The 24,256-nt window shown below is 65.3% G+C and carries 22 protein-coding genes, 1 pseudogene and 1 riboswitch; of the genes and pseudogenes, 12 read left to right on the plus strand and 11 right to left on the minus strand.

Annotation, left to right across the window (positions count from 1 at the left end):
• Positions 1 to 70 precede the first annotated feature (70 nt).
• Together NU1_RS40470 and NU1_RS19975 are read right to left on the minus strand one after the other, a co-directional pair.
• A pseudogene (locus NU1_RS40470) lies at positions 71 to 1,050 on the minus strand (IS5 family transposase).
• A gap of 85 nt (positions 1,051 to 1,135) precedes the next feature.
• Positions 1,136 to 1,975: a TIGR02391 family protein gene (locus tag NU1_RS19975; protein WP_067523298.1), complete on the minus strand. Its 840-nt coding sequence runs from the start codon at positions 1,973 to 1,975 to the stop codon at positions 1,136 to 1,138.
• A 69-nt stretch (positions 1,976 to 2,044) separates the two neighbouring features.
• Between NU1_RS19975 and NU1_RS44300 the strand changes: the two genes are divergently transcribed.
• The 9 genes from NU1_RS44300 (at position 2,045) to NU1_RS20015 (ending at position 8,854) form a co-directional block, all read left to right on the plus strand.
• Complete coding sequence (locus NU1_RS44300) at positions 2,045 to 2,293, plus strand: transposase (protein WP_443093781.1); 249 nt, start codon at positions 2,045 to 2,047, stop codon at positions 2,291 to 2,293.
• Positions 2,226 to 2,804 (plus strand): IS5 family transposase, encoded by a 579-nt coding sequence (locus NU1_RS40475; RefSeq protein ID WP_371859817.1) that lies wholly within the window; start codon positions 2,226 to 2,228, stop codon positions 2,802 to 2,804. Before NU1_RS44300 ends, NU1_RS40475 begins: the two co-directional genes overlap by 68 nt.
• A gap of 237 nt (positions 2,805 to 3,041) precedes the next feature.
• Positions 3,042 to 3,305 carry a hypothetical protein gene (locus NU1_RS19990; protein ID WP_307644367.1) on the plus strand — a complete coding sequence of 88 codons (264 nt, stop codon included), beginning with the start codon at positions 3,042 to 3,044 and terminating at the stop codon, positions 3,303 to 3,305.
• Positions 3,306 to 3,458: 153 nt separating this feature from the next.
• A complete protein-coding gene (locus NU1_RS19995; RefSeq protein ID WP_067523301.1) occupies positions 3,459 to 4,796 on the plus strand; it encodes a tyrosine-type recombinase/integrase in 1,338 nt (445 codons plus the stop codon).
• Between the two features lie 296 nt (positions 4,797 to 5,092).
• Positions 5,093 to 5,824, plus strand: a complete 732-nt coding sequence (locus tag NU1_RS20000; RefSeq protein ID WP_067523302.1) for a helix-turn-helix domain-containing protein — start codon at positions 5,093 to 5,095, stop codon at positions 5,822 to 5,824.
• 138 nt (positions 5,825 to 5,962) lie between these two features.
• Positions 5,963 to 6,115 (plus strand): hypothetical protein, encoded by a 153-nt coding sequence (locus NU1_RS41575; RefSeq protein ID WP_157552601.1) that lies wholly within the window; start codon positions 5,963 to 5,965, stop codon positions 6,113 to 6,115.
• Between the two features lie 55 nt (positions 6,116 to 6,170).
• Positions 6,171 to 6,710, plus strand: coding sequence for an HNH endonuclease (locus NU1_RS20005; protein WP_067523303.1), 540 nt, complete (start codon positions 6,171 to 6,173; stop codon positions 6,708 to 6,710).
• Positions 6,711 to 6,770: 60 nt separating this feature from the next.
• Entirely contained in the window at positions 6,771 to 7,037 is a 267-nt protein-coding gene (locus NU1_RS20010; RefSeq protein WP_067523304.1) for a WhiB family transcriptional regulator, read from the plus strand.
• 137 nt (positions 7,038 to 7,174) lie between these two features.
• A complete protein-coding gene (locus tag NU1_RS20015) occupies positions 7,175 to 8,854 on the plus strand; it encodes a VWA domain-containing protein (protein WP_067523305.1) in 1,680 nt (559 codons plus the stop codon).
• A gap of 253 nt (positions 8,855 to 9,107) precedes the next feature.
• Here the strand turns inward: NU1_RS20015 and gcvP are convergent, their stop codons facing one another.
• The 7 genes from gcvP to NU1_RS20050 all read right to left on the minus strand — a co-directional run bounded on the left by gcvP (position 9,108) and on the right by NU1_RS20050 (position 16,259).
• Positions 9,108 to 11,942: an aminomethyl-transferring glycine dehydrogenase gene (gene gcvP / locus NU1_RS20020; RefSeq protein ID WP_067523350.1), complete on the minus strand. Its 2,835-nt coding sequence runs from the start codon at positions 11,940 to 11,942 to the stop codon at positions 9,108 to 9,110.
• Positions 11,943 to 12,114: 172 nt separating this feature from the next.
• Positions 12,115 to 12,208, minus strand: a riboswitch (glycine riboswitch).
• A 224-nt stretch (positions 12,209 to 12,432) separates the two neighbouring features.
• Positions 12,433 to 12,996: a MerR family transcriptional regulator gene (locus tag NU1_RS20025; protein WP_067523306.1), complete on the minus strand. Its 564-nt coding sequence runs from the start codon at positions 12,994 to 12,996 to the stop codon at positions 12,433 to 12,435.
• A 172-nt stretch (positions 12,997 to 13,168) separates the two neighbouring features.
• Positions 13,169 to 13,642: a bifunctional nuclease family protein gene (locus NU1_RS20030; RefSeq protein ID WP_067523351.1), complete on the minus strand. Its 474-nt coding sequence runs from the start codon at positions 13,640 to 13,642 to the stop codon at positions 13,169 to 13,171.
• A gap of 81 nt (positions 13,643 to 13,723) precedes the next feature.
• Positions 13,724 to 14,485: a transcriptional regulator FtsR gene (gene ftsR, locus NU1_RS20035; protein ID WP_157552604.1), complete on the minus strand. Its 762-nt coding sequence runs from the start codon at positions 14,483 to 14,485 to the stop codon at positions 13,724 to 13,726.
• A gap of 44 nt (positions 14,486 to 14,529) precedes the next feature.
• Positions 14,530 to 15,000: a glycogen accumulation regulator GarA gene (gene garA, locus NU1_RS20040; protein ID WP_067523308.1), complete on the minus strand. Its 471-nt coding sequence runs from the start codon at positions 14,998 to 15,000 to the stop codon at positions 14,530 to 14,532.
• Positions 15,001 to 15,187: 187 nt separating this feature from the next.
• Positions 15,188 to 15,586 carry a glycine cleavage system protein GcvH gene (gene gcvH, locus NU1_RS20045; RefSeq protein ID WP_067523309.1) on the minus strand — a complete coding sequence of 133 codons (399 nt, stop codon included), beginning with the start codon at positions 15,584 to 15,586 and terminating at the stop codon, positions 15,188 to 15,190.
• 61 nt (positions 15,587 to 15,647) lie between these two features.
• Entirely contained in the window at positions 15,648 to 16,259 is a 612-nt protein-coding gene (locus tag NU1_RS20050; protein ID WP_067523310.1) for a CDP-alcohol phosphatidyltransferase family protein, read from the minus strand.
• Positions 16,260 to 16,409: 150 nt separating this feature from the next.
• Here NU1_RS20050 and NU1_RS20055 point away from each other — a divergent pair, with 150 nt between their 5' ends.
• From NU1_RS20055 to NU1_RS20065, 3 genes are all read left to right on the plus strand, one after another.
• Positions 16,410 to 18,083: a GMC oxidoreductase gene (locus NU1_RS20055; protein ID WP_067523311.1), complete on the plus strand. Its 1,674-nt coding sequence runs from the start codon at positions 16,410 to 16,412 to the stop codon at positions 18,081 to 18,083.
• A gap of 293 nt (positions 18,084 to 18,376) precedes the next feature.
• Positions 18,377 to 19,714, plus strand: a complete 1,338-nt coding sequence (locus NU1_RS20060) for a DUF2252 domain-containing protein (protein ID WP_067523352.1) — start codon at positions 18,377 to 18,379, stop codon at positions 19,712 to 19,714.
• 95 nt (positions 19,715 to 19,809) lie between these two features.
• The gene (locus NU1_RS20065) at positions 19,810 to 20,703 is read left to right on the plus strand and encodes an NERD domain-containing protein (RefSeq protein ID WP_067523312.1); all 894 of its coding nucleotides are present in this window, start codon (positions 19,810 to 19,812) and stop codon (positions 20,701 to 20,703) included.
• On the opposite strand, the gene NU1_RS43355 is transcribed toward NU1_RS20065, so the two are convergent.
• Together NU1_RS43355 and NU1_RS20075 are read right to left on the minus strand one after the other, a co-directional pair.
• Positions 20,694 to 21,644, minus strand: a complete 951-nt coding sequence (locus NU1_RS43355; RefSeq protein ID WP_245720208.1) for a phosphatase PAP2 family protein — start codon at positions 21,642 to 21,644, stop codon at positions 20,694 to 20,696. The genes NU1_RS20065 and NU1_RS43355 overlap by 10 nt on opposite strands.
• 645 nt (positions 21,645 to 22,289) lie before the next feature.
• A complete protein-coding gene (locus NU1_RS20075) occupies positions 22,290 to 24,203 on the minus strand; it encodes an acyl-CoA dehydrogenase family protein (protein ID WP_067523354.1) in 1,914 nt (637 codons plus the stop codon).
• Positions 24,204 to 24,256 lie beyond the last annotated feature (53 nt).

Here is a 24,256-nt window from a genome sequence, read left to right on the forward strand (position 1 = left end):
GCCACGCCGCCGAGCCGGCCTTCCCCAGCGCTACGCAGAATCCGGGCCCCTGACGACTTTCCCTCACCGACTAGGCCGTGTTTAACAAGTGGCCGTTGCCGAGCCAGATGTTGATGCCTGCGATCTGGGTGGTGGCCAGGTAGCGGACAGCGAGTTTGTCGTAGCGGGTCGCTACGGCACGGTGTTGTTTGAGCTGGTTGATGCCGCATTCGACGGCGTGACGCTGCTTGTAGATCTCGGTATCGAAGGCGTGGGGACGGCCACCGTCTGTTCCTCGCCGTCGGCGGTGGGCGAATTGGTCGGCAGGGATGGCGATGGTCGCTTTGATGCCTCGCCGCCGCAAGTAGGCGCGGTTGGCGCGGGAGCTGTAGGCCTTGTCGGCCAACACCCGGTCTGGTCGCGTACGGGTCCGACCGGTCGCGAAGCGGGGGACCTCGATCGCGTCGAGGACTGCCTTGAACTGCGGACTGTCACCCCACTGACCAGGAGTGATCAACAGCGCCAACGGTTTACGGCCCTGCTCGCACGCCAAGTGCAGTTTCGTGGTCCACCCGCCGCGGGAGCGACCCAGGCCGTGGTCGGCCGGCTCGACGGTAACCCCGCCGGGTGGTTCGACCTGCAGATCCCCCTTTTACGCGCACCAGCGGCGTGCTGGTGCGCGCGGGCGATCGTGGAATCCACGCTGACCTCCCAGACGATGTCTCCGGCGGCCTCGGCGCAGATCTGCAACGCCGACAGAATCGCCTCCCACACCCCGCCGCGCTGCCAGGACCGGAACAATCCGTACACCGACTGCCACGGCCCATACCGCTCGGGCACATCCCGCCACGGCGCCCCAACCCTTGTCCGCCAACGGATCCCGTCGATGAGCTGCCGTTTCATCCACTTCGGCGGGCGTCCGGTTCTCTTACCGACCGGCAGCAGCGGCTCGATCGCCGCCCACTGCTCATCGGTGAGATCCGCACGCCTCGATGCCGCTACGCTGGTCACGAGGTCTCCGGTATTCGGTTCGTCTTGGTAAACAAGCCATCTACCGGAGACCTCGCCCATCTCCCGGCAATGACACGCGAAACCCCAACGCCTACAAGCGACTACTCTTCAGCGACGCCGATATCAACCTCTTCTTAAATACGGCCTAGTCGCTGGAATCCTCCGGCCCGAATTCCAGCACGTCGCACTCGTCCACCCACCTCAGCAGCAGACTCAGGGCCGCGAGTCGCTCCAAGGCTTCCTGCTCGGTGTACTCGGTCGATTGATTGTGAGTCGCCTGGTTACGGATTGTCAGTTGAATTCCCGGCGCGTATCTAACCAGGCCGTCGATCATCGACTTCACCGATTGATGATTCGGATCTCCTGGCCAACGCAGCCGTCGCTCCCCCGCTCGTGGCTGGTTCGGGCTAAACGCGTTGTTCATTACTGATGTTCCTGGCTCCTTGTACTGATCCGTCAACGATCGCACGTACTGCTCGGCCATATCGCAGGCAACCAAGACAGCTTGTCTGTAGTGCCCGTCAATCCATAGCTTTCGAGCCGCGCCCCATACGACATGGTGCAACGACGAGGGCCCGATAGAAGGAGGCTCGGCGGCCGACACTTTTGCGATCATCGCGGTCAGGCGACCGATCACGTAGTCGGTGGTGTCCAATACTGTCGTGTCATCGACGATGGGCTTCGGCTCGGTCATCGATCGCCAGTTGACGATTGGATCGATCTGGCCGGCGGTTCCTTGTACCCACAGCATGCCGTCTGCGATGTGCGCCGCTTCGCTGGCTTCACCGGCCAGTCGGTTCAGTTCAGTCCTGAGATTGGCGATGACATCCACGTCGGCGCCAGCTTTCGGCACAACTGCGGGTGCGATACCCGGGGCAATCTCGCTTCGTTCGTGTAACTCCAGAAACTGCTTCAGGACGTCCTGGAACTGCGTTACTGCCGCGAGGACCGATTTGAGGTAGTTGACCTTGTACTCCTGCGCCATGAGCCATCACTCACTTTCGAGAACCTCGTCCATTCACGATTCACCAACAATCGCCTGGTAGTGGAGGGAATGCTGTATCGGCTACGGACGAGCCTGCCGTGGCGGGATCTGCCCGAGCACTTCGGGCCGTGGCAGACAGTGTGGAAGCGCTACCGCCGCTACGCCGCCGACGGCACCTGGGATCGGATGCTGACCGCACTGCTCGCCTTGGCCGACACCACCGGCGATATGGACTGGGTGGTCTCGATCGATTCGACGATCGTGCGGGCACACCAGCACGCCGCCGGCGGGGCCGCCGACTCGGTGTCGGGGCTATGAACCCGCCGACCACGCCATCGGGCGTTCCCGCGGCGGGCTGACGACCAAGGTTCATCTGGCCACCGATGGAGCAGGTCACGGCTTGGCCGTGCTGCTCACGCCCGGGCAGACCAACGACTCCCCGCTGCTGCCATCACTGCTGGACGCGGTCATGGTGCCCCGCCTCGCTGGTGGTCCGCCGCGACGTAATCCGGACGTGGTGATCGCCGACCGCGCCTACTCGGCGGCGTCGAATCGAACCTTGTTGCGGCCCAAACGTATCCAGACGGTCATTCCCGAACGTCGTGATCAGATCGCTAACCGCAAACGCAAGGGCAGTGTCGGCGGCCGGGCGCCGGGCTTCGACGCCGAGACCTACAAGCGGCGCAACGTCATCGAACGCGCCTTCAACAAGGTCAAACACTGGCGCGCGGTCGCCACCCGCTACGACAAGCTCGCGGTCACCTACCGTGCCGGATTCGTCCTGGCCCTCATCGTCGGATGGCTCAAATCATTGGGAGACACAACCTAGAGGCCACGGCGCGCAATCGATCCAAATTCGTGAATATGACAACGACCCATATGGGATGTACGAACATGCGTTGCACGCGCAAATGAACCAGGCGCACGATGACGGGGAAGCCACACCAGGCGAGGCAGGAAATCAGAAACGGGCAGAGAATCAACCTAGTTCCATCAAAAAACGAGGAGGATCCCGGATCGCCAACTGAAGGCGAAAGCTAAATTTGCATGAAAGAGGGTTGTGAAGATGGACGATGATCAATTGGATGAGGAAGACTGGTATTCAACGGCAAGGTCCGGAACCGCAGAAAAACCGGTGACGCGAGCGGACGTGTGCGAGTTGGCAACTCCTGCCGAGACCGCCAAATATCTGCGGACCACCGTGGGCAAGCTTGCCAACGACCGGTATCTGGGGGTCGGGCCGCGCTATATGAAGTATGGCCGCAGCGTCCTCTATCCATGGGACGCCTTACGGGCCTTTATAGACGAGAACACGGCCGACAGTCTGTAGTACCTCATCCGGAGGGTTCATCGGCAACCGCACAGTTACCGCACGGGGTCTTTCGTACGTGCTTATCACTTTCCTACGCTCTCGCCACGCGGCACAGCTAATTGGCAGTGCCCCGCAGTCCAAGGCGAATAACCGAGCAGGAAGGGGCTGAGTATGTCGCAGGCTGAGCTGGACCCGGGGATCCCAGGGAAGTTCAGTGAACCGAAGTGGAATGCCTCTCGTCAGACGTATCAGATCCATTGCCTCGTCGGCGAGCCGCTCGGTGAGCCAACAAAGGTCCACGCCTCCGGGAAGACGAAGCCGAAAGCCGTCGCGAATCTGAAGAAGCGAATCGCCGCATGGAAACCGAAGGCCGAGTCGCTTGGCGTGTACAGCTCGGACGTGACGGTCGAGGCGTTATGCCTAGCGTGGCTGAAGCTGTATGAGCATGACAACACGAAACGCCCGCAGAACGCCAAACACTATCGGCGAGAGATCAATCCCGCGACGAAAGGTTGTGGGAAACACGACAAAATCACGATTTCGGGGTCCGTGCTGGGGAAGATGAAGGCGTTGGAGGCCAGACCGTTCCACATCCGCATCCACCTGGAGCAAATGAACGGAACCGCGTACAAGAAGACCCGCCAGAAGTCGATCCTGCGCAATACGTTTCAAATGCTTGTGGACGACGGTCTCCGCGACGACAACCCGGTAAACAGTGTGCAGGGGAACAAGGGCAGTCGGACGAAGACCGTCAAGCGGGACCGCGTGCGAGCCGGCGTCAACCCGTACTTCCCTGACGAACCGCAGCCGTTCACGCCAAGCGAGATGAATTGGTATCAGGATGCGGAGCGCGACTACTTCCCACGCCCGTTCGCGTCGCGATGGTTCGAGCAACGCTACATGGACTTCACGGCTTTGGCCTACGAGCTTGCTGCGCGCCCCAGCGAGGCGCTCGCTGTCCGGTTTGATGACGTCGACTTCGAACGATGGGAGGTCGCTGTCACCGGAACAATCGTCGATACCGAACTCCGCGTGCATCAGGTGAGAGCCGTCGTCGAGCAGTACGAACTCCAGGACGACGAGATCGTATTCCCGCGCGGCTGGCCAGATTTCGACGACGAGGCAGTGGTGTGCGTTGCGTATCGGCAGCCGTTCACGAAGACCGCGAAATCGATGCGGACGATCAAGGTCGGCGACGACTGTATGGCGATACTGCGGCGACGGCAGATCGCAGCTCAGCCGGGGCAGCGCCTTGTGCTCCCCTCTCGAACGGGGAAGGTTGTGCGGTCGGAACAGATGTCGCTGACTTGGGCCAAGATCGTGAGCGGAACCGGCCTGGAGTGGTCGACGCCAAGAACCCTGCGCTCGACCCGGGCGACCCGCGTCGCCGAGAAGTACAAACTCCCAGCCGCTCGTCTCATCCTCGGACATGAGGAGAACTCACCCATCACGGCGCGGCACTACGTCCCCGACGAGCGCGTGGTCGTCGACTTGACCGATGCACGGTGAGCGCCAGGGATGCCGACTGATCTGTTCAAAACGTCCACAAAACGGCCACATGCCGACTCGCGTCAACGCCCGATGCAGGTCAGGATAGGTAGGCGAGCCGAAAGGGCTACACCGAGCCCATCCTGCACCGCCGTCGCCGTGAGGCGAAGGAGTACAACGCGAAGTTCTGCGTGTAACAGCGCGAAATCACTTGGCGGGTAAGGCATCGCGTCCCCGGTCCTTTCGGACCGGGGACGCGCTCGCTTACTGTCCATCGCGCGGTAGCTGTCGGATGTACTCGGTTCTGGAGGAAGCAGATGAGCGGGCCGCATATGGCCATTGCGGGATACCTTCGGGAACGTCGCGAGGCCGAGCGAATGACCCGCACCGAACTCGCCACCCGAGCGGGAATCTCCGAGGGTCTGATCCAGAAGCTCGAACAGGGCATCCGACCCCCCACACCCACCGCGCTCAACATCCTCTTCGAGGCGTTGGGCGTGCCTCCGGTCTTCCGCGACTACGCCGCGATAGTCCTACAACCCGAGCTGACCACCATTTCGGACGCCGGGCTCGTACCGAGCCGAGCCGAACTGGTCTTTCTCGAGAGCGTGCCGCACCCGGCCTGCTACGTCACCACCCCCGCGCAGGACATCGTCGCAACCAATACCGCCTACGCCCGCGCGTTTCCGGGCCAGGAGCCCGGCACCAATATCATCGCGTGGATGCTGCTGGACCCGCGCGCCCGCGTGGCGGTCGACGACTGGGAACGCGAAGCCCACGTGATGGTGCAGGCGTTCCGGCATATGGCTCCGGGTATCACCGCCCCCGAACGCATCGCCGAGATCATCCGGCTCGTCGAGCGGTCCCCCGACTGGCACCGACTGTGGTCCACCGATATTCCACCAGCCGATATGGTTCCGCGGCCGCTCCGCATCCGTCCGGTCGACGACGGCGCCTGGACGGCCATGCACGCGCACCTCTTGCGCTGCGCGCTGCCGCGGCGGGACTGGCGGATGTTCTGCCTGGTGCCGATCTCGACACCGTTGTGATCCTGTAATCGGTTTCACTGAAACAAAATCGGGGATCCTTCCGTTGTACAAGTACGGCCGAGGGGCGCGCCGCTGTCTACGGCACCCTGCGGCGGGGCGGAAATAAATCACCCGACAACGGTTGACCGTTGTGCCACCATGAGTTTCGAGATCATCGATCCGACCGCACGGTCGGCGACACGCAGGAAGGAGGAGACGGCTTTGAATCCGGAGTTCACCCGAGACCATGCCCCAGCGCGCGGGCTCGATCAGCTCGGTCGGAGTATCGGCCGTCTCGTCGAGCGGGCCTGACCCGCCATCCTCCTTCGCCTCCTCCTCTCTTCATTTCACGAAACATGGTGACCCCATGCACTTCCGTCATGCCGACCTGGAAATAACCGCCGACAACTGGATACACAGCGGAGTGCTGCTCCTCAACGCCTCCTACGAGGCGCTGACCGAGATCCGCGCCGAACGCGCCGTGGTGCTGCTCATCACCGGTGCCGCCGAGCCGGTAACCGAGCGTGAGCCGCACTTCGCGATCAGGTCGAAGCATGTGGAGATCGGCCTGCCCGAGACCATCCGGCTGCTGCGCTACGTGTACCTCGAGCACAGCCTGCTGGTCACCGACGGCAGCCGCGCGACCCTCCCGGCGGTACTGCGACGGGACAACTACCGATGCGGTTACTGCACCGACTGGGCCCGCACCGTGGACCACATTCGCCCGCGCAGCCGGGGTGGCCCCAATACCTGGGACAACCTCATCGCCGCCTGCGGACGATGCAATTCGCACAAGGCGGACCGGACTCCGGAAGAGGCCGGTATGCGCCTGCTGTGGGAGCCGAAGGCGCCCAGGGATATGGAGAAGAGACAACGGCGGATCTGGAAGGAACTGGCCGCCTCTTAGCCGAAAACGACCGAAGTAGATGTAGATACAGCGTGATCGGGACGAAAGGAGCGAGATCCGATGACGAATACAGCAGTGCAGGAGCTGACCCTCGCGGACCTGCTCCCCATCTCCGATTCGAAGGACTACTGGCAGCACGCCGCCTGCAAGGGTGATCCGAACCACGACGCCTGGTTCCCGTATCCCTCGCAGGACTTCGACTACGCGCGAACCATCTGCGCGGGCTGCCCGATCCGGCGCGAATGCGGTGACTTCGCTTCGCGCACCGGCCAGTCCGGTGTGTGGGGCGGCCACGAGTACGACCGCGGCAACCTGATTCGCGACTGAACACCCATAAGAGAACACCGGCAAGAGAGGCCGTCGCTGTGCCACCGGCACCGCGGCGGCCTCGATTCGTCTCCACCCCGCCGCCGAACCCCGCCTGACCTGCGGGGCGATTATGGCGTGAACATAGACTGAAGATCGTGGGAACTCATCGCGCCGGTGCTCGGCCACGAGGTATCAGCAAGGGACCGGTTATCGCCTTGGTGGCAGTGCTTCTGCTAGCGGTGGCCGTGGTCGGCTGGAGCTGGTTGCAGGAACGGGCGAAGGAACGCGATGCCGCCGCGGCCGCGAGCTGTGCCGAGGGCACCGCCACGCTGAACGTCACCGTCGATCCCGATATCGTCACACCGGTCCGGGCCGCCGCCGATCGGTACAACGCCACCAATCCGCGTATCCGCGACCATTGCGCACAGGTGGTGGTGAACCCGCAGCCGTCGGCGGCCATGGTGGCGGCCTTCACCTCGAACGAGCCCTGGAATACGGCGCTGGGACCGCAGCCCGCACTGTGGATTCCGAATTCCGCGCGCGCGGTGGAACTCATGCGGGTGCCGGGTCTCATCGAGGGCACGCCCGTGCCGGTCGCGGTGAGCGCCATCGCCCTCGGCGCACCCGATGAATTGCGTCGCGCGCTCGAGGCCGCGCAGGTGACCTGGTCGGATCTACCTCGGCTACAACAGGGTTCGCTCGCCGAGATCGGATTGGGCGGCTGGGGTGGGCTGCGCCTGGCCATGCCGTCCGGCGATGACACCCTCGCGCTCGCGCTCGCGGTCGGGTCGGGGGTCTCGGGTTCGGATCCGCTCACCGACGAGGCCGCAGGTTCCGGACAGGTGGTCTCGGCCATCTCGCGGCTGGCGGCCGGTGCGCCACCGGCATCGGATCCGGCCGCGGCACTCACCGAGGCGGCCACCGCCACCGATCTGCCGAACGCGCCCATTCACGCGGTGACCGCCACCGAACAGCAGATCAGGGCGGCCGAGGGCGGCCTGACCGTATTCCGGCCGGTCGGCAACGCACCGGTGGCCGACTATCCGGCGGCACTGCTCAATGGCTCGTGGGTGGATCAAACCCAGGGGCTCGGAGCCGGGCTGTTCGCGGACTTCCTGCGCGCCCCGGAGCAGGCGAAATTATTCACCGACAACGGTTTCGGCGCCGCACCGCCTACCGGACCGAAGGTTCCGGCCAAGCAGGTCCTCCAGCAGGTGCAGCAGGTGCTCGCGAATCCGGTCCTGGGCGTGCGGGCCACGGCACTCGTCGATGTGTCCTCGTCCATGGGCACCACCGACGGCACACTGACCCGGCTGGCGAATACCCTGGGCGCGCTGCAATCCACCATGAATGTCATGCCGCCCGATTTCGGTTTGGGCGTATGGACTTTCAGCAAGGATCTCGTCGGCACCGACCCGTACCAGGTGGTGTCGGCCACCGGGCCGCTGACCGACGCCCACCGCGCCGAGATCGCGCAGGCGCTCAGCGCCGTGACCGTGACGAGCTCGCAGACCGATCGCGCCTACCCCAGCCTGTCGGCCGCCTACCAGGCCGCCGTCGCGGGATATGTATCCGGACAAACCAATTCGGTCCTGCTCATTACCGACGGCCCGACCGACGACTCCCCCATTACCGGCGATCAACTCCTCGCCGAGATCGCCGACGCCACCGATCCGGCCCGCCCGGTGCGCGTGGACGTGATTGTGGTCGGCAGTCAGGGCCCCCAGACCCTGCAAACCCTCGCCGAGCAGACCGGTGGTACGTACACTCGCGTACCCACGACCAATGAGCTCGCCTTCGGCTCCGCAATGAACCAGGCGCTGACCACACCCTGACCGTGGCATCCGAGGACCGGGCCAGCTGTCCCGCGCCCCGGTCCGCTCCGGTCCGCTCCGGTCCGCTCCGGTCCGCTCCGGTCCGCTCCGGTCACGAAAGGTGCGGTACTTCGGCTGCGCACCGAGAACCCGACACCCACCAATCCAACGGCGCAGTCTGATCCAGCCGCCCAGGGCCCTCATACAACAGCCCAGCGCCCCACCGGTTTCCGAGAAACCAATGGGGCGCTGGGCGCTATGTCGCGACTGATGACTACTCCGCGTACGCGTCCAGCGGCGGGCAGGAGCAGACCAGGTTGCGGTCACCGAAGGCACCGTCGATGCGACGGACCGACGGCCATACCTTGGCGCGGGCATGCCGCACACCACGCGGGTAGACCGCCGTCTCACGGCTGTAGGGGTGATCCCACTCGCCGACCAGGCATTGCGCGGTGTGCGGCGCGCCGCGCAGCGGATTGTCCTCGATCGGCCAGATCCCGGCCGCGACCTGATCGATTTCACCCTTGATGGCGATCATGGCGTCGCAGAAGGCGTCGATCTCCTCCAGGTTCTCGCTCTCGGTCGGCTCCACCATCAGGGTGCCCGCGACCGGGAAGCTCATGGTGGGGGCGTGGAAACCGTAGTCCGCCAGGCGCTTGGCCACATCGTCGACGGTGACGCCGGTGCGCTTGGTGATCTCACGCAAGTCGAGGATGCACTCGTGAGCGACCATTCCGTTCTCGCCGGTGTAAAGCACGGGGAAGTGCTCGTTGAGGCGCCCGGCGATGTAGTTGGCCGAGGCGATGGCGGTGAGGGTGGCGCGGCGCAGGCCGTCGGCACCCATCATGCGAATGTAGGCCCAGGTGATGGGAAGGATTGAGGCGGAGCCGAATTCGGCGGCCGATACGGCGTGCGAATCCCGTTCGAGCGGGTCGCCGGGCAGGTACCGGGCCAGATGCTCGCGCACCGCGACCGGGCCGACACCGGGGCCACCGCCGCCGTGCGGGATGCAGAAGGTCTTGTGCAGGTTCAGGTGGCTGACATCGCCACCGAACTTACCCGGGCGGGCAAGGCCGACAAGGGCATTGAGGTTCGCACCGTCGACATAGACCTGGCCGCCCGCCTCGTGCACCAGGGCGCACAGTTCGGCGACCTCGTGCTCGTACACGCCGTGCGTGGACGGGTAGGTGATCATGATGCAGGCCAGGCGCTCGGCGTGGTCGGCGATCTTGGCACGCAGGACGTCGAGGTCGATATCGCCGTTCGCGCTGGTCTTCACGACCTCCACCCGCATACCGACCATGGCGGCGGAGGCGGCATTGGTGCCGTGCGCACTGGACGGGATCAGGCAGGTATCGCGGTGGGTATCACCGCGATCGAGGTGGTAGCGACGAATGGCGAGCAGGCCCGCGTATTCGCCCTGGCTACCGGCATTGGGCTGCAACGAGACCCGGTCGTAGCCGGTGACATCGCACAGCCAGCCCTCGAGGTCGGCGATGAGCTTGCGCAGGCCGGGGGCGTCCTCGACCGGCGCGTACGGGTGCACACGATTGAAGCCGGGCCAGGTAATGGATTCCATCTCGGCGGTGGCATTGAGCTTCATGGTGCAGGAGCCGAGCGGAATCATGCTGCGGTCCAGGGCAATATCCTTGTCCGACAGCGCGCGCAGGTAGCGCAGCATGGCGGTCTCGGTGTGGTACTTCGTGAATGCCGGAGCCGTCAGGAATTCCGAGGTGCGGTTCTCGATATGCGGGCGCTGCTTACCGTGGAACAGCGCGCCCTCGGGGCCGACCGGGATCTCCGCGCCGAAGCAGTCCAGCACCGCCACCACGTGCGCATCGGTGGTCGCCTCATCGCAGGCGATACCGACGTGGTCGGCGTCGACGAGGCGCAGATTGATCCCGACCCCCTTCGCCTTGGCCACAATGCCCTCCGCGCCACCGGGCACCCGCACCAGTACGGTGTCGAAGAAGCTCTGATGCACCACCGCGTCGCCGAGTCCGGCGGCCAGCCACTGTGCGTGTCCGTGCACGCGGCGCGCGATCTGCCGCAGGCCCTCGGCACCGTGGTACGAGGCGTACATGGCGGCGACAATGGCGAGCAGCACCTGCGCGGTGCAGATATTGGAGGTCGCCTTTTCCCGGCGAATGTGCTGCTCACGGGTTTGCAGCGCGAGCCGGTAGGCGGTATCGCCATCGGCGTCGACCGAGACGCCGACCAGTCGGCCCGGCAGCTGACGGGCGTGCGCGGAATGCACCGCGAGGTATCCGGCGTGCGGACCACCGAAGCCCAACGGCACCCCGAAGCGCTGGGTGGTGCCGAAACAGACATCCGCGCCCTGCTCGCCCGGGGCGTTGATGAGGGTCAGCGCCAGCAGGTCCGCGCCGACGGCGACCAGCGCACCGCGCTCGTGCGCGGCATCGATGACCGGCTTCCAGTCCACGATCCGGCCCGAGGCGCCCGGCAGCTGCGTCAGCACACCGAAGAATTCCCCCTCGGGCAGTTCCCCGTCGGCGAGGTCGGCCTCCACGATCTCGATACCGAGCGGCCGGGCGCGGGTGTAGAGCACGGTCCGCGTCTGCGGGAACAGGTCGGTATCGATCAGGAGGCGATCGGACTTGCTCTTGCGATTGGCCCGCTGCAGCAGCGTCATGGCCTCGGCCGCCGCGGTCGCCTCATCCAGCATGGAGGCATTAGCGACCTCCATCCCGGTCAGATCCGACACCATGGTCTGGAAGTTGAGCAGCGCCTCGAGGCGGCCCTGCGAGATCTCCGGCTGATACGGCGTGTACGCGGTGTACCAGGCCGGGTTCTCGAGCAGGCTGCGCACCAGGACCGGCGGGGTGAGGGTGTCGTAGTAACCGAGGCCGATCATGGTCGTGGCGACGGTATTGGAGGCGGCCAGCGCGGACAGTTCGGCGAGGGCCTCGTGCTCCGACAGCGCGGGCGGCAGGGCGTCGAGCCCATTGGTGGCGGCGTCGTCGAGAATGCTCGCGGGCACGGCCCGCGCGGCGAGCTCATCCAGCGATCCGATCCCCAGGGCGGACAGGATGCGGTCGGTTTCCCCGCGATCGGGTCCGATATGGCGGTCGGCGAAGGAACGGGTCAGCACGGCGGCTCCAAGGGTCGGGCGGGTCGTCGCGCCATCGCTGCGGGCGCGGACGACGAGTCGGGTGCCCTCCCCCTCTGTCGTTGGCGCCTGAGAGATTCGGGCCCGCTTGTGAGCGGTGCCCTTTCCCCATGGGCGGATGGCTCGCGGCCACCGCTTTCCAGAGGCGTCGAATCTCCGTACGGTCCCTTGTGCCTGAGAGATTGACGGGGAGGTGCTGCTCCTTCGGCGTCCGGTGTTGACCGGAACTCTCCCGCACGGCGGCGACGCACTGCCCAGTCTAAGGGGCGACAAGTTACAGGAATATTGCCTGGGTCATTTTCACACCCGTGTCACGCGGACCGTCCTCGCCATCCCGGCATGCTGCCCTCGTCATCCCGGCATATTTTCGGCCGGGATCCACTGCCTCGGAAGGGTGGATTCCGGCCAAAAGCACGCCGGAATGACGGGCGCGACGTGTGACCGAATGACGGCGTAACGACGGGGGCGATTAACCGGTCTTGCGGTTCATCCGCGTCTTGCGGCGGAACGACAATTCGTCCTCGGGGTGGTCGGTGAGACTGCCCGATTCGGCGCGCTCGGCCGGGAAACTGGCTATGGCGCCGGTCAATTCGCGCATGGCCCCACTGACGGCGATACCGAAGACGCCCTGTCCACCCTGGAGTAAATCGACGACCTCCTCGGGTGAGGTGCACTCGTACACCGTGGTCCCATCGGAGAACAGCGTGATTCCCGCTAGATCCTCCACGCCGCGATTGCGCAGGTGGTCCACCGCGATGCGGATGTTCTGCAGTGAGATGCCCGCATCGAGCAGCCGCTTCACAATTTTGAGGACCAGGATGTCCTTGAAGGAATACAGACGCTGGCTACCGGAGCCGGTAGCGGTACGGATGGATGGTGCGACCAGTCCGGTGCGGGCCCAGTAGTCGAGCTGCCGGTAGGTGATCCCGGCCGTCTCACATGCAGTGGGCACCCGGTAACCGACTAGCTCGTCCGGGACGGTGTCGTCGGGGAACAGCCCTGGCTGCACCACATCCTGCGGTTGATCTCCCACTGACTACTCCCTCACTACCGTGGCCTATCAGGGCTCGTCATCGACACTGGAGCTGTATGGCCTAACTGTCGAGGCTACTCCCCTGATTGTCCCGGCAGCATCGGCATCCGACCAAGCCTGCTGGGCCGCGTGTTTCTCACCCTAAACCTGAGGTCGAGACCCGAAAAGGAGCTCAGCTGTCGGTGGCCTTGAAGTCGTCGGGCGATACCGACTCGAGAAACTCCTTGAACTTCTCGACTTCGTCCTCTTTCTCGTCCGGCATGACCAGGCCGGCCTCTTCGAGAACCGCCTCTTCGGCATAGATCGGACATCCGACCCGCAACGCGATGGCGACGGAGTCCGACGGCCGTGCGGAGATGCGCGGTCCGTTCTCGAAGACCAGATCGGCGTAGAAGGTGCCCTCCTGCAGATCCACGATCCGCACCTCTTTCAAGGTGTGGCCCAAGTCCTTGATGAGGATTTTGATCAGATCGTGGGTCAGTGGCCGAATGGGCGTGACGCCCTCCTGCTCGAGCACGATCGCGGTCGCCTCGGCCTGCCCGATCCAAATGGGCAGATACCTGTCTCCGGACACCTCGCGAAGCAACAGCACGGGCTGGTTCTGTGGTTGTTCGACACGGATGCCGATCACACGCATTTCACTCATCGCCACTGCCTCCCAAATACTCAACCCGGCCGCCAGCCCTGCCATCCGAGTCAGCCGTATCACCGAGTCTAGGCGAAGATTTCAGCCACCGAGGGAAGCGCGCACGGCCGTCTTCACCAGGCACGTGTGCAGTGTCAGCGACAGCGCCGCCAACTCTCGGACGGTCTCTTCCGCACGAGCGCGAGCGTCCGCGTCCCGACTCTTGGCGATGGGTGCGGCGATCTGCGCCACCAACGCCGCCTCCCGATCGGCGGCCAGTTTGAAGGCACGCAGATGCCGTGCCTCCAAACCGAATTCCGCCAATGCCTGCGCGGTGCGCGCCAGTGTCACCGCGTCAGCATCGAAAAACCCTGCCGCGCCGGGGGTTATCAGATTGGCGCGAATGAGCTCCACCAGGAACTTCTCATCGATTCCGGCCTGGTCGATCAGGTCCGCCCGAGTGACCCGGATTTCGTGATCGAACCGGAGTTCCTCGGGCGATACCTCACCGGGCACGACTCCGAGCCGCCGGAGGCGACCCGTGCCCTCCACCGGCGCGGAACCATTCACCGCGTCGCCTCCCCCACCGGCCGCTCGGGCACGGGCTTCCCGCACACCGAGCGTCGCGGCGCCCTTGTCGATCGCTTCGAGCTGTTCCTTGATCACCTTCAACGGCAGGTACTGGTCCCGTTGCGCCGTCAAGACGAACCGGAGCCGTTCGACATCGTGCACCGCGAACCTGCGGTAACCCGACGGCGTCCGTTCCGGGCTGATCAGTCCCTCGGATTCGAGAAAACGGATCTTCGAGATGGTGATGTCCGGAAAGTCCGGACGCAGCAGATCCAACACGGAGCCGATCGACATACCTCCGCGCGTCCACTGCGCTGCGCCTGTCATTCCGCTCGGTCCTATAGCGTTCCCGCTGCCGAATCGCTCTGCGGCCGCGGACCGGTCAGGAACACGAGCCGGAACTTGCCGATCTGCACCTCGTCGCCGTTCTGCAGCTCAGAGGAATCGACCGGCTCCCGGTTGACATAGGTACCGTTCAAGCTGCCCACATCGACGACCTGGAAAGTGTCGTCGTCCTGACGGAATTCCGCGTGCCGACGGCTGACGGTGACGTCATCGAGAAAAATGTCACTGTCGGGGTGGCGCCCCGCGGAAGTGGTGGGCTGGTCCAGCAGGAACCGCGATCCGGCGTTCGGGCCGCGCTTCACAACCAGCAGCGCCGCGCCCGGAGGCAGGCCCTCGACCCCAACCGGCGCTTCGCCGGTCTGCTCGGTGCGCTGAGCGTCGACCTCGTTCAGGAAATCAGCGCGGAACACCGAGGTGGTCTCCGCCGCTGTCTCCGCGTAACCCGGGTCTTTGTTCTCGCTCACCCTTGCTCTCCTCCTCGAACCGAATAATCCATGCAAGCAGTTGATGCCTTCAGCGACACGGCCGCTCGACCGCTCCCCGCTTCTGGCAGGTCCGACAAGCTTCGGGGACCGGCTGCCGACACTTGTAGTTGGCATTGACCGTACCCTGCCAGGGCGTACCCGTGCAGGTGGAACTGTGAAGGCTGCTTCAGCCCTCGATAACTCCTTGATAACCTGCACTATCGAGCAGGTCACCGAGGGCGGCGTCGAGTGCTTCGTCATCGTCGAACTCGAGCTCGAACATCCAGCCGTCACCGTACGGGTCAGTATTGAGCGTCTCCGGCGCAGCCACCAGAACCTCGTTCACCGCAATGACTTTCGCGGCGAGAGGCGCGTAGATGTCGGACACACTCTTGGTGGACTCCACCTCGGCGATGCTGTCACCGGCGGCCACATCCTTGCCCGCTTCCGGCAACTGCACGAATACGACGTCACCGAGCTGTGACTGTGCGTAATCGGTGATGCCCACCCGCACCCGGGCGGGGCCGACCTTGCGCACCCATTCGTGCTCCTCGGTGTAGCGCAGATCCTCGGGTAGGTCGGTCACAGGCGGCGTCCTTTCAACGGATGTCCTCCGGTTAGTCGTTTTGTCGGCAACACCCTATCCGCTACGGGTTTCGGTGCGGCACGGCCGGTATCGAGCGGGCCACGGCAATGGCTTTGCCGACGTAGAGGATGCCGGTCCAGACGTAGACCGCCGTGCCCCAGATCAAGAATGCCCCACCGAACGCTTTGCTGAAACCCGCAGCCGCCCAGTCCATCTGACCGGCCAACCACCACGGCAGCGCGGACATGAGCGCGAATGTGGCGGCTTTGCCCAGGTAGATGACGTCGGGCGGGGGTAGCTCGCGACGTTTGTAGACCGTCAGCGTGAGGGTCAAGATCAGATCGCGGCCGACGATAATGGCGACCACCCACCACGGCAGAATGCCGCGGATCAGGAAGCCACCCACGGTCGCCAGCAGATAGAGCCGATCCACCAGGGGGTCCAGAATGGCGCCGAGTCGGGAGGCCTGATCCAACAGCCGGGCCAGCTTCCCGTCGAGGAAGTCGGTGAACCCGCTCACCACCAGGAGGGCGAACGCCCACCCGTCGGCCTCGCGGACCAACAACAACCACAGGAAGACCGGAACGCCGATCAGCCGCAGCACGCTCAGCGCGTTGGGCACGGTGAGAATGCGGTCGCCGAGAACCGGCTCGGCATTCCGTTCACTTGTCACAGGCCGTGCATACCCCAATCATTGCGGTATCGCCATCCGGGCACGCCGAAGGCCGAGCGTGCGGCGAGAGCGGTATGGTCTCGATCATTCCGACCGGATGAGAGAATGACTCGGCTTTTATTTCATCTGGGCAGTGTGAGAGGAAGACCAATGCCCGACTTCGACTATGACGTCGTCGTGATCGGTTCCGGATTCGGCGGCAGCGTGAGTGCGCTGCGGCTGACCGAGAAGGGGTATCGGGTGGCGGTGCTCGAATCGGGCCGCCGCTGGACTCCGGAGAACCTGCCGAAGACGAACTGGAATGTGCGCAAAGCGATTTGGGCACCGCGACTGGGAATGACCGGCACCCAGCGCATCAGCGTGCTAGGCAAGTGCGCGGTCTTCTCCGCCTCGGGGGTGGGCGGCGGATCGCTGATCTACGGCAATACCCTCTACGAGCCGCTGCCGGAGTTCTACACCGACCGGCAGTGGGCCCATATCACCGACTGGCGCTCCGAACTCGCGCCCTACTACGACCAGGCGCAGCGCATGCTGGGCGTGGGACCGAATCCGCGGATGACGCCCGCCGATGAGGTGATTCGTTCCGTCGCAGAAGATCTCGGTGTCGCCGATACCTTCCACCCCACGAATGTGGGCGTGTTCTTCAATGAGGAGAACCCGGGCGTGGAGGTGGACGACCCGTACTTCGGCGGGGTGGGGCCGCGCCGCAGCGGCTGCGTCCATTGCGCGCGCTGTATGACCGGCTGCCCGCACAATGCCAAGAACACCACCGTGAAGAACTACCTCTACCTCGCCGAACAGGCCGGGGCGCAGGTCTTCGAACTGACCGAGGCCACCTCCGTGCGCCCCATTGTCGGGGGTGGTTACGCCATCGAGACCCAGCGCGCCGATCGCTGGCTGCGCAAGGATCGCAAGGTATTCACCACCGACCAGGTGGTCTTCGCCGCGGCGGCGCTGGGCACCCAGAAGCTGCTGCACAAGATGCGCGACGAGGGGGTGCTGCCGAACCTGTCACCGCGACTGGGCGAGCTGACCCGCTCCAACTCCGAGGCCATTCTCAATGTGGTGAGCAAGGCCCGCGACGATTTCGCCGAGGGTATCGCCATCACGTCGTCGATCCACCCCGAACCCAATACCCACGTCGAGGTATGCCACTACGGCAAGGGGCAGAACGGCCTGTTCCCGCTGTCGGTGCCGATCGTGGACGGTGGCGCGTTCCGGTTCCTGCGGTTCCTGCTCGCCATGCTGTTGCACCCGATCGTGTTCGCGCGCAGCCTCAATGCGCGACGAGCCTCGGAGAAGTCGGTGATTCTGCTGGTCATGCAGTCCCTCGACAATTCGCTGACCTCATTCCGACGCTGGGGACAGCTGAAGACCAAACAGGGCATGGGCGAACCGAATCCGACCTGGATTCCGCTAGCCCACGACGTGGGCCGGCGGTTCGGCGAGAAGGTCGACGGCGATGTGCAGTCGCTGATCATGGATGTCTTCAATATCCCCGCGACCGCGCACTACATCGGTGGCTGTGTGATCGGTCAGGATCCGCAGACCGGGGTGGTGGATCCGTATCAGCGGGTGTTCGGACATCCGGGTCTGCATATCGCGGACGGGTCGGCGGTGACGGCCAACCTGGGTGTGAATCCGTCGCTGACCATTACCGCGCAGGCCGAGCGGGCGATGGCGTTCTGGCCCAATCGCAATGAGTCCGATCCGCGACCGGAGCTGGGGCAACCGTATCGGCGGATCGCGCCGGTACGTCCGCAGCGGGCGACGGTGCCGGACTCCGCGCCGGGCGCACTGCGGCTGCCGATCTTCCCGGGCTGACACCTCTACCCCTTCCCGCTATTCCGGCACGTACCGCCCCCGTCATTCCGGCACGCTTTTGGCCGGAATCCACCTCTGATCGAGTAATGGATCCCGGCCAAAAGCACGCCGGCATGACGAGAGACGAGAAACCAGCAGCACGCCGCGATGACTAGAAAGGAGCGGCACGGCGGGATGGCCGAGCACTCGTCCCCGGGACGACGGGAGATCGCACATCAGTGGTCGCGACGGTAGGTTGATTTCTCGTGTGCTCCAACGTGATCGACTTCCGCGCCGCCGTTTCCGCGGACGAGATGCGGAACCGGGGGCGGGAACTGCGTGAATGTGTACCCGTGCGAGTGCGGGACCGCGCGGCCGCCGCCGACCGGCCCGCGGTACTGGACTTCATCGAGGCCAGCAATCGGGGCCGCCTGGACCACCTCATCCCACTGCGCATCGGGCGGATGGCGGCCTCGCCGTTCTCGTTCTTCCGGGGCGCGGCCGGACTGATGGCGGCGGATCTGGCGGCCGGGCCGGTGAGCGGGCTCGACGCGCAGCTGTGCGGCGACGCTCACGCGGCGAACTTCGGTTTCTACGGGACTTCGCGCGGCAAGATCGTGATGGATATCAATGACTTCGACGAGACCGTTCGAGGGCCGTGGGAGTGGGATCTGGAGCGGCTCGCCGCCAGTCTGGTGCTGGCCGGGCGGGAGGGCGACGCCGACGCGGACAATTGCCTCGACGCGGCCCGCGACGCGGTGCAGTCGTATCGGGCCACCATCGCCGAATTGGCGGAGCAGCCGTTCCTGTCCTCCTGGACCGCCCTGGCCGATGAATCGGCGCTCGGGCAGGCCAGCGCCGACGCCCTCCTCGACGATTTCCGCGAGGCCGCCAAAAAGGCGCGTAAGAACACCAGCGCCAAGGTCGCCAGGAAGTGGACCGAACACCTCGAGGGGCACGAAACCGGAATCGTCAAACGGAAATTCGTGCCCGATCCGCCGATCCTCACCACCGTGGACGCCGCGGTCACCGATGCGGTGATCGACGGTCTCACCGCATACGTCGGCACCCTGCGCGAGTCACGACGATTGCTGATTTCGCGATATTCGCTGTCGGACATCGCCTTCCGTGTGGTCGGCACCGGCAGTGTCGGCCTGCACAGCTATCTGGCGCTACTGCACGGCAATGGCGACGAGGCGCTGGTACTGCAGCTCAAACAGGCCACTCCGTCGACCTTGACGCCATACCTGCCGCCGGTCCCGACCCGGCATGAGGGTGAGCGAATCGTGCAGGGGGCCAGGGCAGTTCAGGCCGAGACCGATATTCTGCTGGGATGGACCACACTGCGGGTGAACGGGCGGGAGTTGCCGTTCATCGTGCGCCAGTTCCGAAATCTCAAGGGCGGTATCGATCCTTCGGCGCTCGATGCCGATCACCTCGACGATTACGGTCGGCTGGCGGGCGCGCTGTTGGCGCGGGCGCATGCGCGTTCGGTCGATCCGCGACTGCTGGCCGGGTATCTGGAGGACGGCGAGGCCCTCGATGAGGCGGTGGCGCGGTTCGCGGTGCGCTACGCCGACCGCACCGAGGCCGATCACGCCGAACTGGTGGCCGCCGTGAAGGACGGGCGGCTCACCGCCGCGACCGACTGATCCGACCGACACACACGGCCGCGGTAAATCTGACCCGGAGGCTCCCACCCTCCGTACCATTTCGACTATCAATCGACGAGAAGGGTGCGAAGCCGATGCTCGTTCGAGTGCAGAACCCCGCCGGCACCCATGCCGAGAAGGTGCTGATCGACTGGCTGCGCACCTGGAAGGGCAGCGGCGATCCGCACGGCGTCGCCACCGTGAATTGCAGCCTCTTCCACGGTGATCGGCTCTACCCCTTCGATGTGGTGGTGTGGACGCCGACCAGCTGTGTGGTGGTCGAGACCGAGGCACTGGTCGAAAAGCTCGAGGGCACCCTCGAAGTGCCCTTGAGCGGGCCGTGGCGGGTCGCCGAGAAGATCATCACCTTCGAGGGCGGGGACCGCCGCACACCCCTGGACAAATCCCGCGATCACACCTTCGCACTGCAGAACTGGCTGGCCGAGCGCGGTCTCGGCCAGCGGGTGGTACACGGGGCGGTACTGGTGGTGCCGCCGCCGGGTTCCAAGGTGAAGGTGACACAGCTGTGGAGCGACCCGAGCTTCGAGGTGCTGCTCGGTGATGATCCGAATCGGCTGCGCGAGTATTTCGAGGCGCTGTCCTCGCGAGGCCGCCCACAGTGGTCGGCCAATGATGTGGCGTGGGCATTCCGCGGGCTCGGGATTCTGCCGTTTCTGCCCGCACCGCAGGACCTGCTGAACGAGGGTTTCCTCGGTCCGGTCGACATCACGCTCTGGCACGGCGGGCCACAGCAGGCTCAGGCCGAGGCTTTCGCCGAGGAGCAGGCACGGCTGGAGCGCGAAGCCCAACAGCGGCGCCGCGTCCGGATTCCGGTGCCCTGGTACAGCCCGACGAAGCTGTATCCGCGCGAAAGGGGCGATATCGATATCGGGCGCGGGTTCATGCGCGCGCTCTTGACCATCGGCATGATCGTGGCGGTGCTGTGGGTGCTGTGGTTCATCATTGCCGCGCTGCTGACCTACGGGTGAGCGCTCCGAGCCTGGACGCGGCGGACCGGTAGATAGAGAACGGTCACCATGGCGACGGCCGCCGCGGCGCCACCGAGTACATCGGTGGCGTGGTGGTAGCCGAGACCGATCATGCCGACCGTCACCGCTGGCGCGATGACCACGGCGGTGACGGCGGCGATGCCGGTTCGCGCCCGGCGCGACTCACTCGCCAGGGCAATGGCGGTAATGACCGCGACCAGGTGCACGGTATGCCCGCTCGGGTAGGCGAGATAGTGCTGCAGCGGTCGATCCCAGAGCGGTTTCAGCAGCAGAGAGTTCACGATAATGGCGAATTCCGGTGCGAGCAGGATGAATCCGGCCCGCCACCACAGTCGCCGATACGCGAACCACGCCGCACCCGCCAGGAGCAGCGGGATGACGATGTAGGTGTTGCTCGGTGCCACCAGGACGCGATAGAGACCGGTATCGCCGTCGAGACGGTCCTCGAACCAGGTATCGAGGCCGGTCGGTCCGCCATCGGCGGGGAATGACAACGGCAGCGCGACGGTGAGCAGGGCCGCGCACAGGGCGAGCAGGGGCAGGGCCGCGCGCATAAGTAAGGAAGCGGTGACCGTCGCAGGCACAGCGGCCGTCTCAGCCGCGGTCGCCACCTCGGCTACGGTGACCGTCTCAGCTACGGTGGCCGTCTCGGCTACGGTCGCCACCTCGGCTACGGTCGCCACCTCAGCTACGGTCGCCACCTCAGCCGCGGTCGCCACCTCAGCCGCGGTGACCTTCGCGGGCACACCGGTATTCGCGGCCGCAGTAGCCGCCTCAGCCGCAGTAGCCGCCTCGGGCACAGTGGTCGTCGCCTCAGCCGCAGTGGCTGCCTCGGGCACGGTGGTCATCTGGGGCGTGCTGACGGCGTCGCTCGTGGAGAGCGCTCCGGAGTCGGGCGACGGTTCGAGTCGTTCGGACACGGGTGAACGATAGCGATGGGCGAGCAGCTGCCGAACGTGAGGCTAGCCCGCGCCCTATCGAGGTGGGCGGCGCGGTGTCGGCACAGCAACCCGTCATCCCGGCATGCTTTTGGCCGGGATCCACTACTACGGGGGTGGATTCCGGCCAGAGCGCGCCGGAATGACGAAGGCGAAGGTGGGGATCGCTCTCGAAGCGCGGCCGTGTTCAGCAGCGGCCGCGCCCAGGTGCGCGGAGACCTCCGGATCGCGGTGCCCATACCGGGGTATGAAGGTGGATTCGATCAACCGGGTAGTCGAAACGCCGCTTGCGCGCGGCATTGCGACCCAGATCCACCTGTATGACCGCACCATCGGACTGCTCGGCGTCCCAGGCCGACCCCCGCGCTGCCCTGATGGTGCTCGGGCTCACCCCGAACCACTATCACTCCCGGCCGGGTGACCCCGCACTGTAACCACTGCCCGGCCGGATAGCCCCGCACCACGACTACTCCACGGCGGGTAGCCCCGCACCGCAACAATTGCCCGGCCAGGTGAGCCGTTCACCGGCCCCGTCATCGGTGACCGTGCGGCTGACCGAGCCGGTGGCGAGTTGGGTGCTCCCGCCCCACGCTCACCAACCGGCCCGGTCCTTGGAGCCCCGCTGAATCAGGCCGGATTCAGCATGGCGGCGTGCAGCATGTTCTCCGGCACGCCCATACCGGCTATGAGCGTCGTGGCCTGCGGGCGCAGGCGGTCGACGAGTTCGTTCACGCCGCGGCGCACCGCTTTCGCCCGCTCCGCCGACATGAAGCGGTGCATGATGTACCAGGCCTGATTCTCCTCGATGGTGGTGTAGACGTACAGGTCGCACACCCGGTCGGCCAATTCGCGGGCCTCGGGATCCTCGATCGCGGCGATACCTTCGATGAAGGCCTCCAGCACGAGGCGGTCGATATGGGCGGTACCCGCCATCAGAATGTGGTCCTGGGCGTTGTTGAACGCCTCGAACGGACCGGTTTCCTTGGCGCGGGCCTGGAGTCGATGTCCGGCGGTGCGGACCAGGTAGTCCTCCCGGTCGGCGAACAGGGCCAACTGGACATCGCGACGGGACAGGTCGGCGTCGTCGACGGTCTCGTCGGAGCGATCTCGCAGGCGTTGGATCAGCTGACGCACCCCGGAGTGTTCGCGGACCCGGTCGCGAGCCATGGTGGCGGCGAAGCGAACCCAGCCGAGCGCGTCGAGGTCACGGACCTCATCGGAGTAGGCGGTGAGCAGTTCCTTCGCCACCAGCTGGGTCAGCACGACATTGTCACCTTCGAAGGTGGTGAAGACGTCGGTGTCGGCTTTCAGCGTGACGAGGCGGTTTTCGGTGAGGTAGCCCGCGCCGCCGCAGGCCTCACGGCATTCCTGAATGGCGCGGGTGGCGTGGCGGGTCTGCGCGACCTTGAATCCGGCGGCGCGCTTTTCGAGCGCACGCTGCGCACTCGGGTCCTGATCTTGGCCGGTCTGCACCAGGTGCATACGGCGGACGAGATCGTTCTGCGCGAAGGCCAGGGCGTAGGACCGCGCCACCAGCGGCAGCAGTCGGCGCTGATGGCTGCGGTAGTCGAGCAGCACGGTCTCTTCGCCGGTATCGGGATCGGCGAACTGACGGCGCTGTTCGGCGTAGCGGACCGCGATGCTCAGGGCGACCCGGGCACCCGCCGCCGCGGCTCCCCCGACGCTCACGCGACCGCGCACCAGGGTGCCCAGGGTGGTGAAGAATCGGCGGCTCGGATTCTCGATCTCGGAGCTGTAGGTGCCGTCGGGGTCCACATCGGCATAGCGGTTCAGCAGATTCTCGCGCGGAATGCGTACCTGGTCGAATACAATTCGCCCATTGTCGACGCCGGGGAGGCCACCCTTGAGCCCGTCATCGGAGGTGGTGACGCCCGGCAGGTCATTGCCCTGCTCGTCGCGAATGGGCACCAGGAAACAATGCACGCCGCGACCTTCACCGCCGGTGATCAGCTGCGCGAAAACCGCTGCCATGCGGGCATGTTCGGCCGCGCCGCCGATGTAGTCCTTCCGCGCCGACGGGGTCGGGCTGTGCACCACGAATTCCTGGGTCGCCGGATCGTAGGTGGCGGTGGTTTCGAGATTGGCCACATCGCTGCCGTGACCGGTTTCGGTCATGGCGAAGCAGCCGAGCAGGTCGAGGGTTATCAGCTGTTCGATATACGGGGTGTGGCGTTCGGTGCCGAGGTTTTCCACCGCGCCGCCGAAAAGTCCCCACTGCACACCGCATTTCACCCACAGCGAGAGATCGGTGTAGGCCAGCATCTCCAGTGCCGTGACGGCCGCACCGGGGTCGTTCCCACCGCCGTGGCCGAGCTTGAAGCCCTTTTCGGCCCAGCCGAAGGTCGAGACGAGGTGCATCTGATCCAGGACGCGGGCTCGTGCCGCCTTGTAATCGAGGTAGGGGTCGCCGTAGAGGCGTTCGTCGTCGAGATGTTCGCGCGCCTTTTCCCGGACCTCCCGCCAGGGGCCGTCCAGGGCCGCACGTAGTTCGTCCGCAATACGGTCCGCATCGGTCGCCATGATCGCCACCCTACCGGCGGGGTTACGCTCGAATGGATGACTTACCGCACCCG

Source organism: Nocardia uniformis NBRC 13702, from assembly GCF_001613345.1.
Classification (GTDB): domain Bacteria; phylum Actinomycetota; class Actinomycetes; order Mycobacteriales; family Mycobacteriaceae; genus Nocardia; species Nocardia uniformis.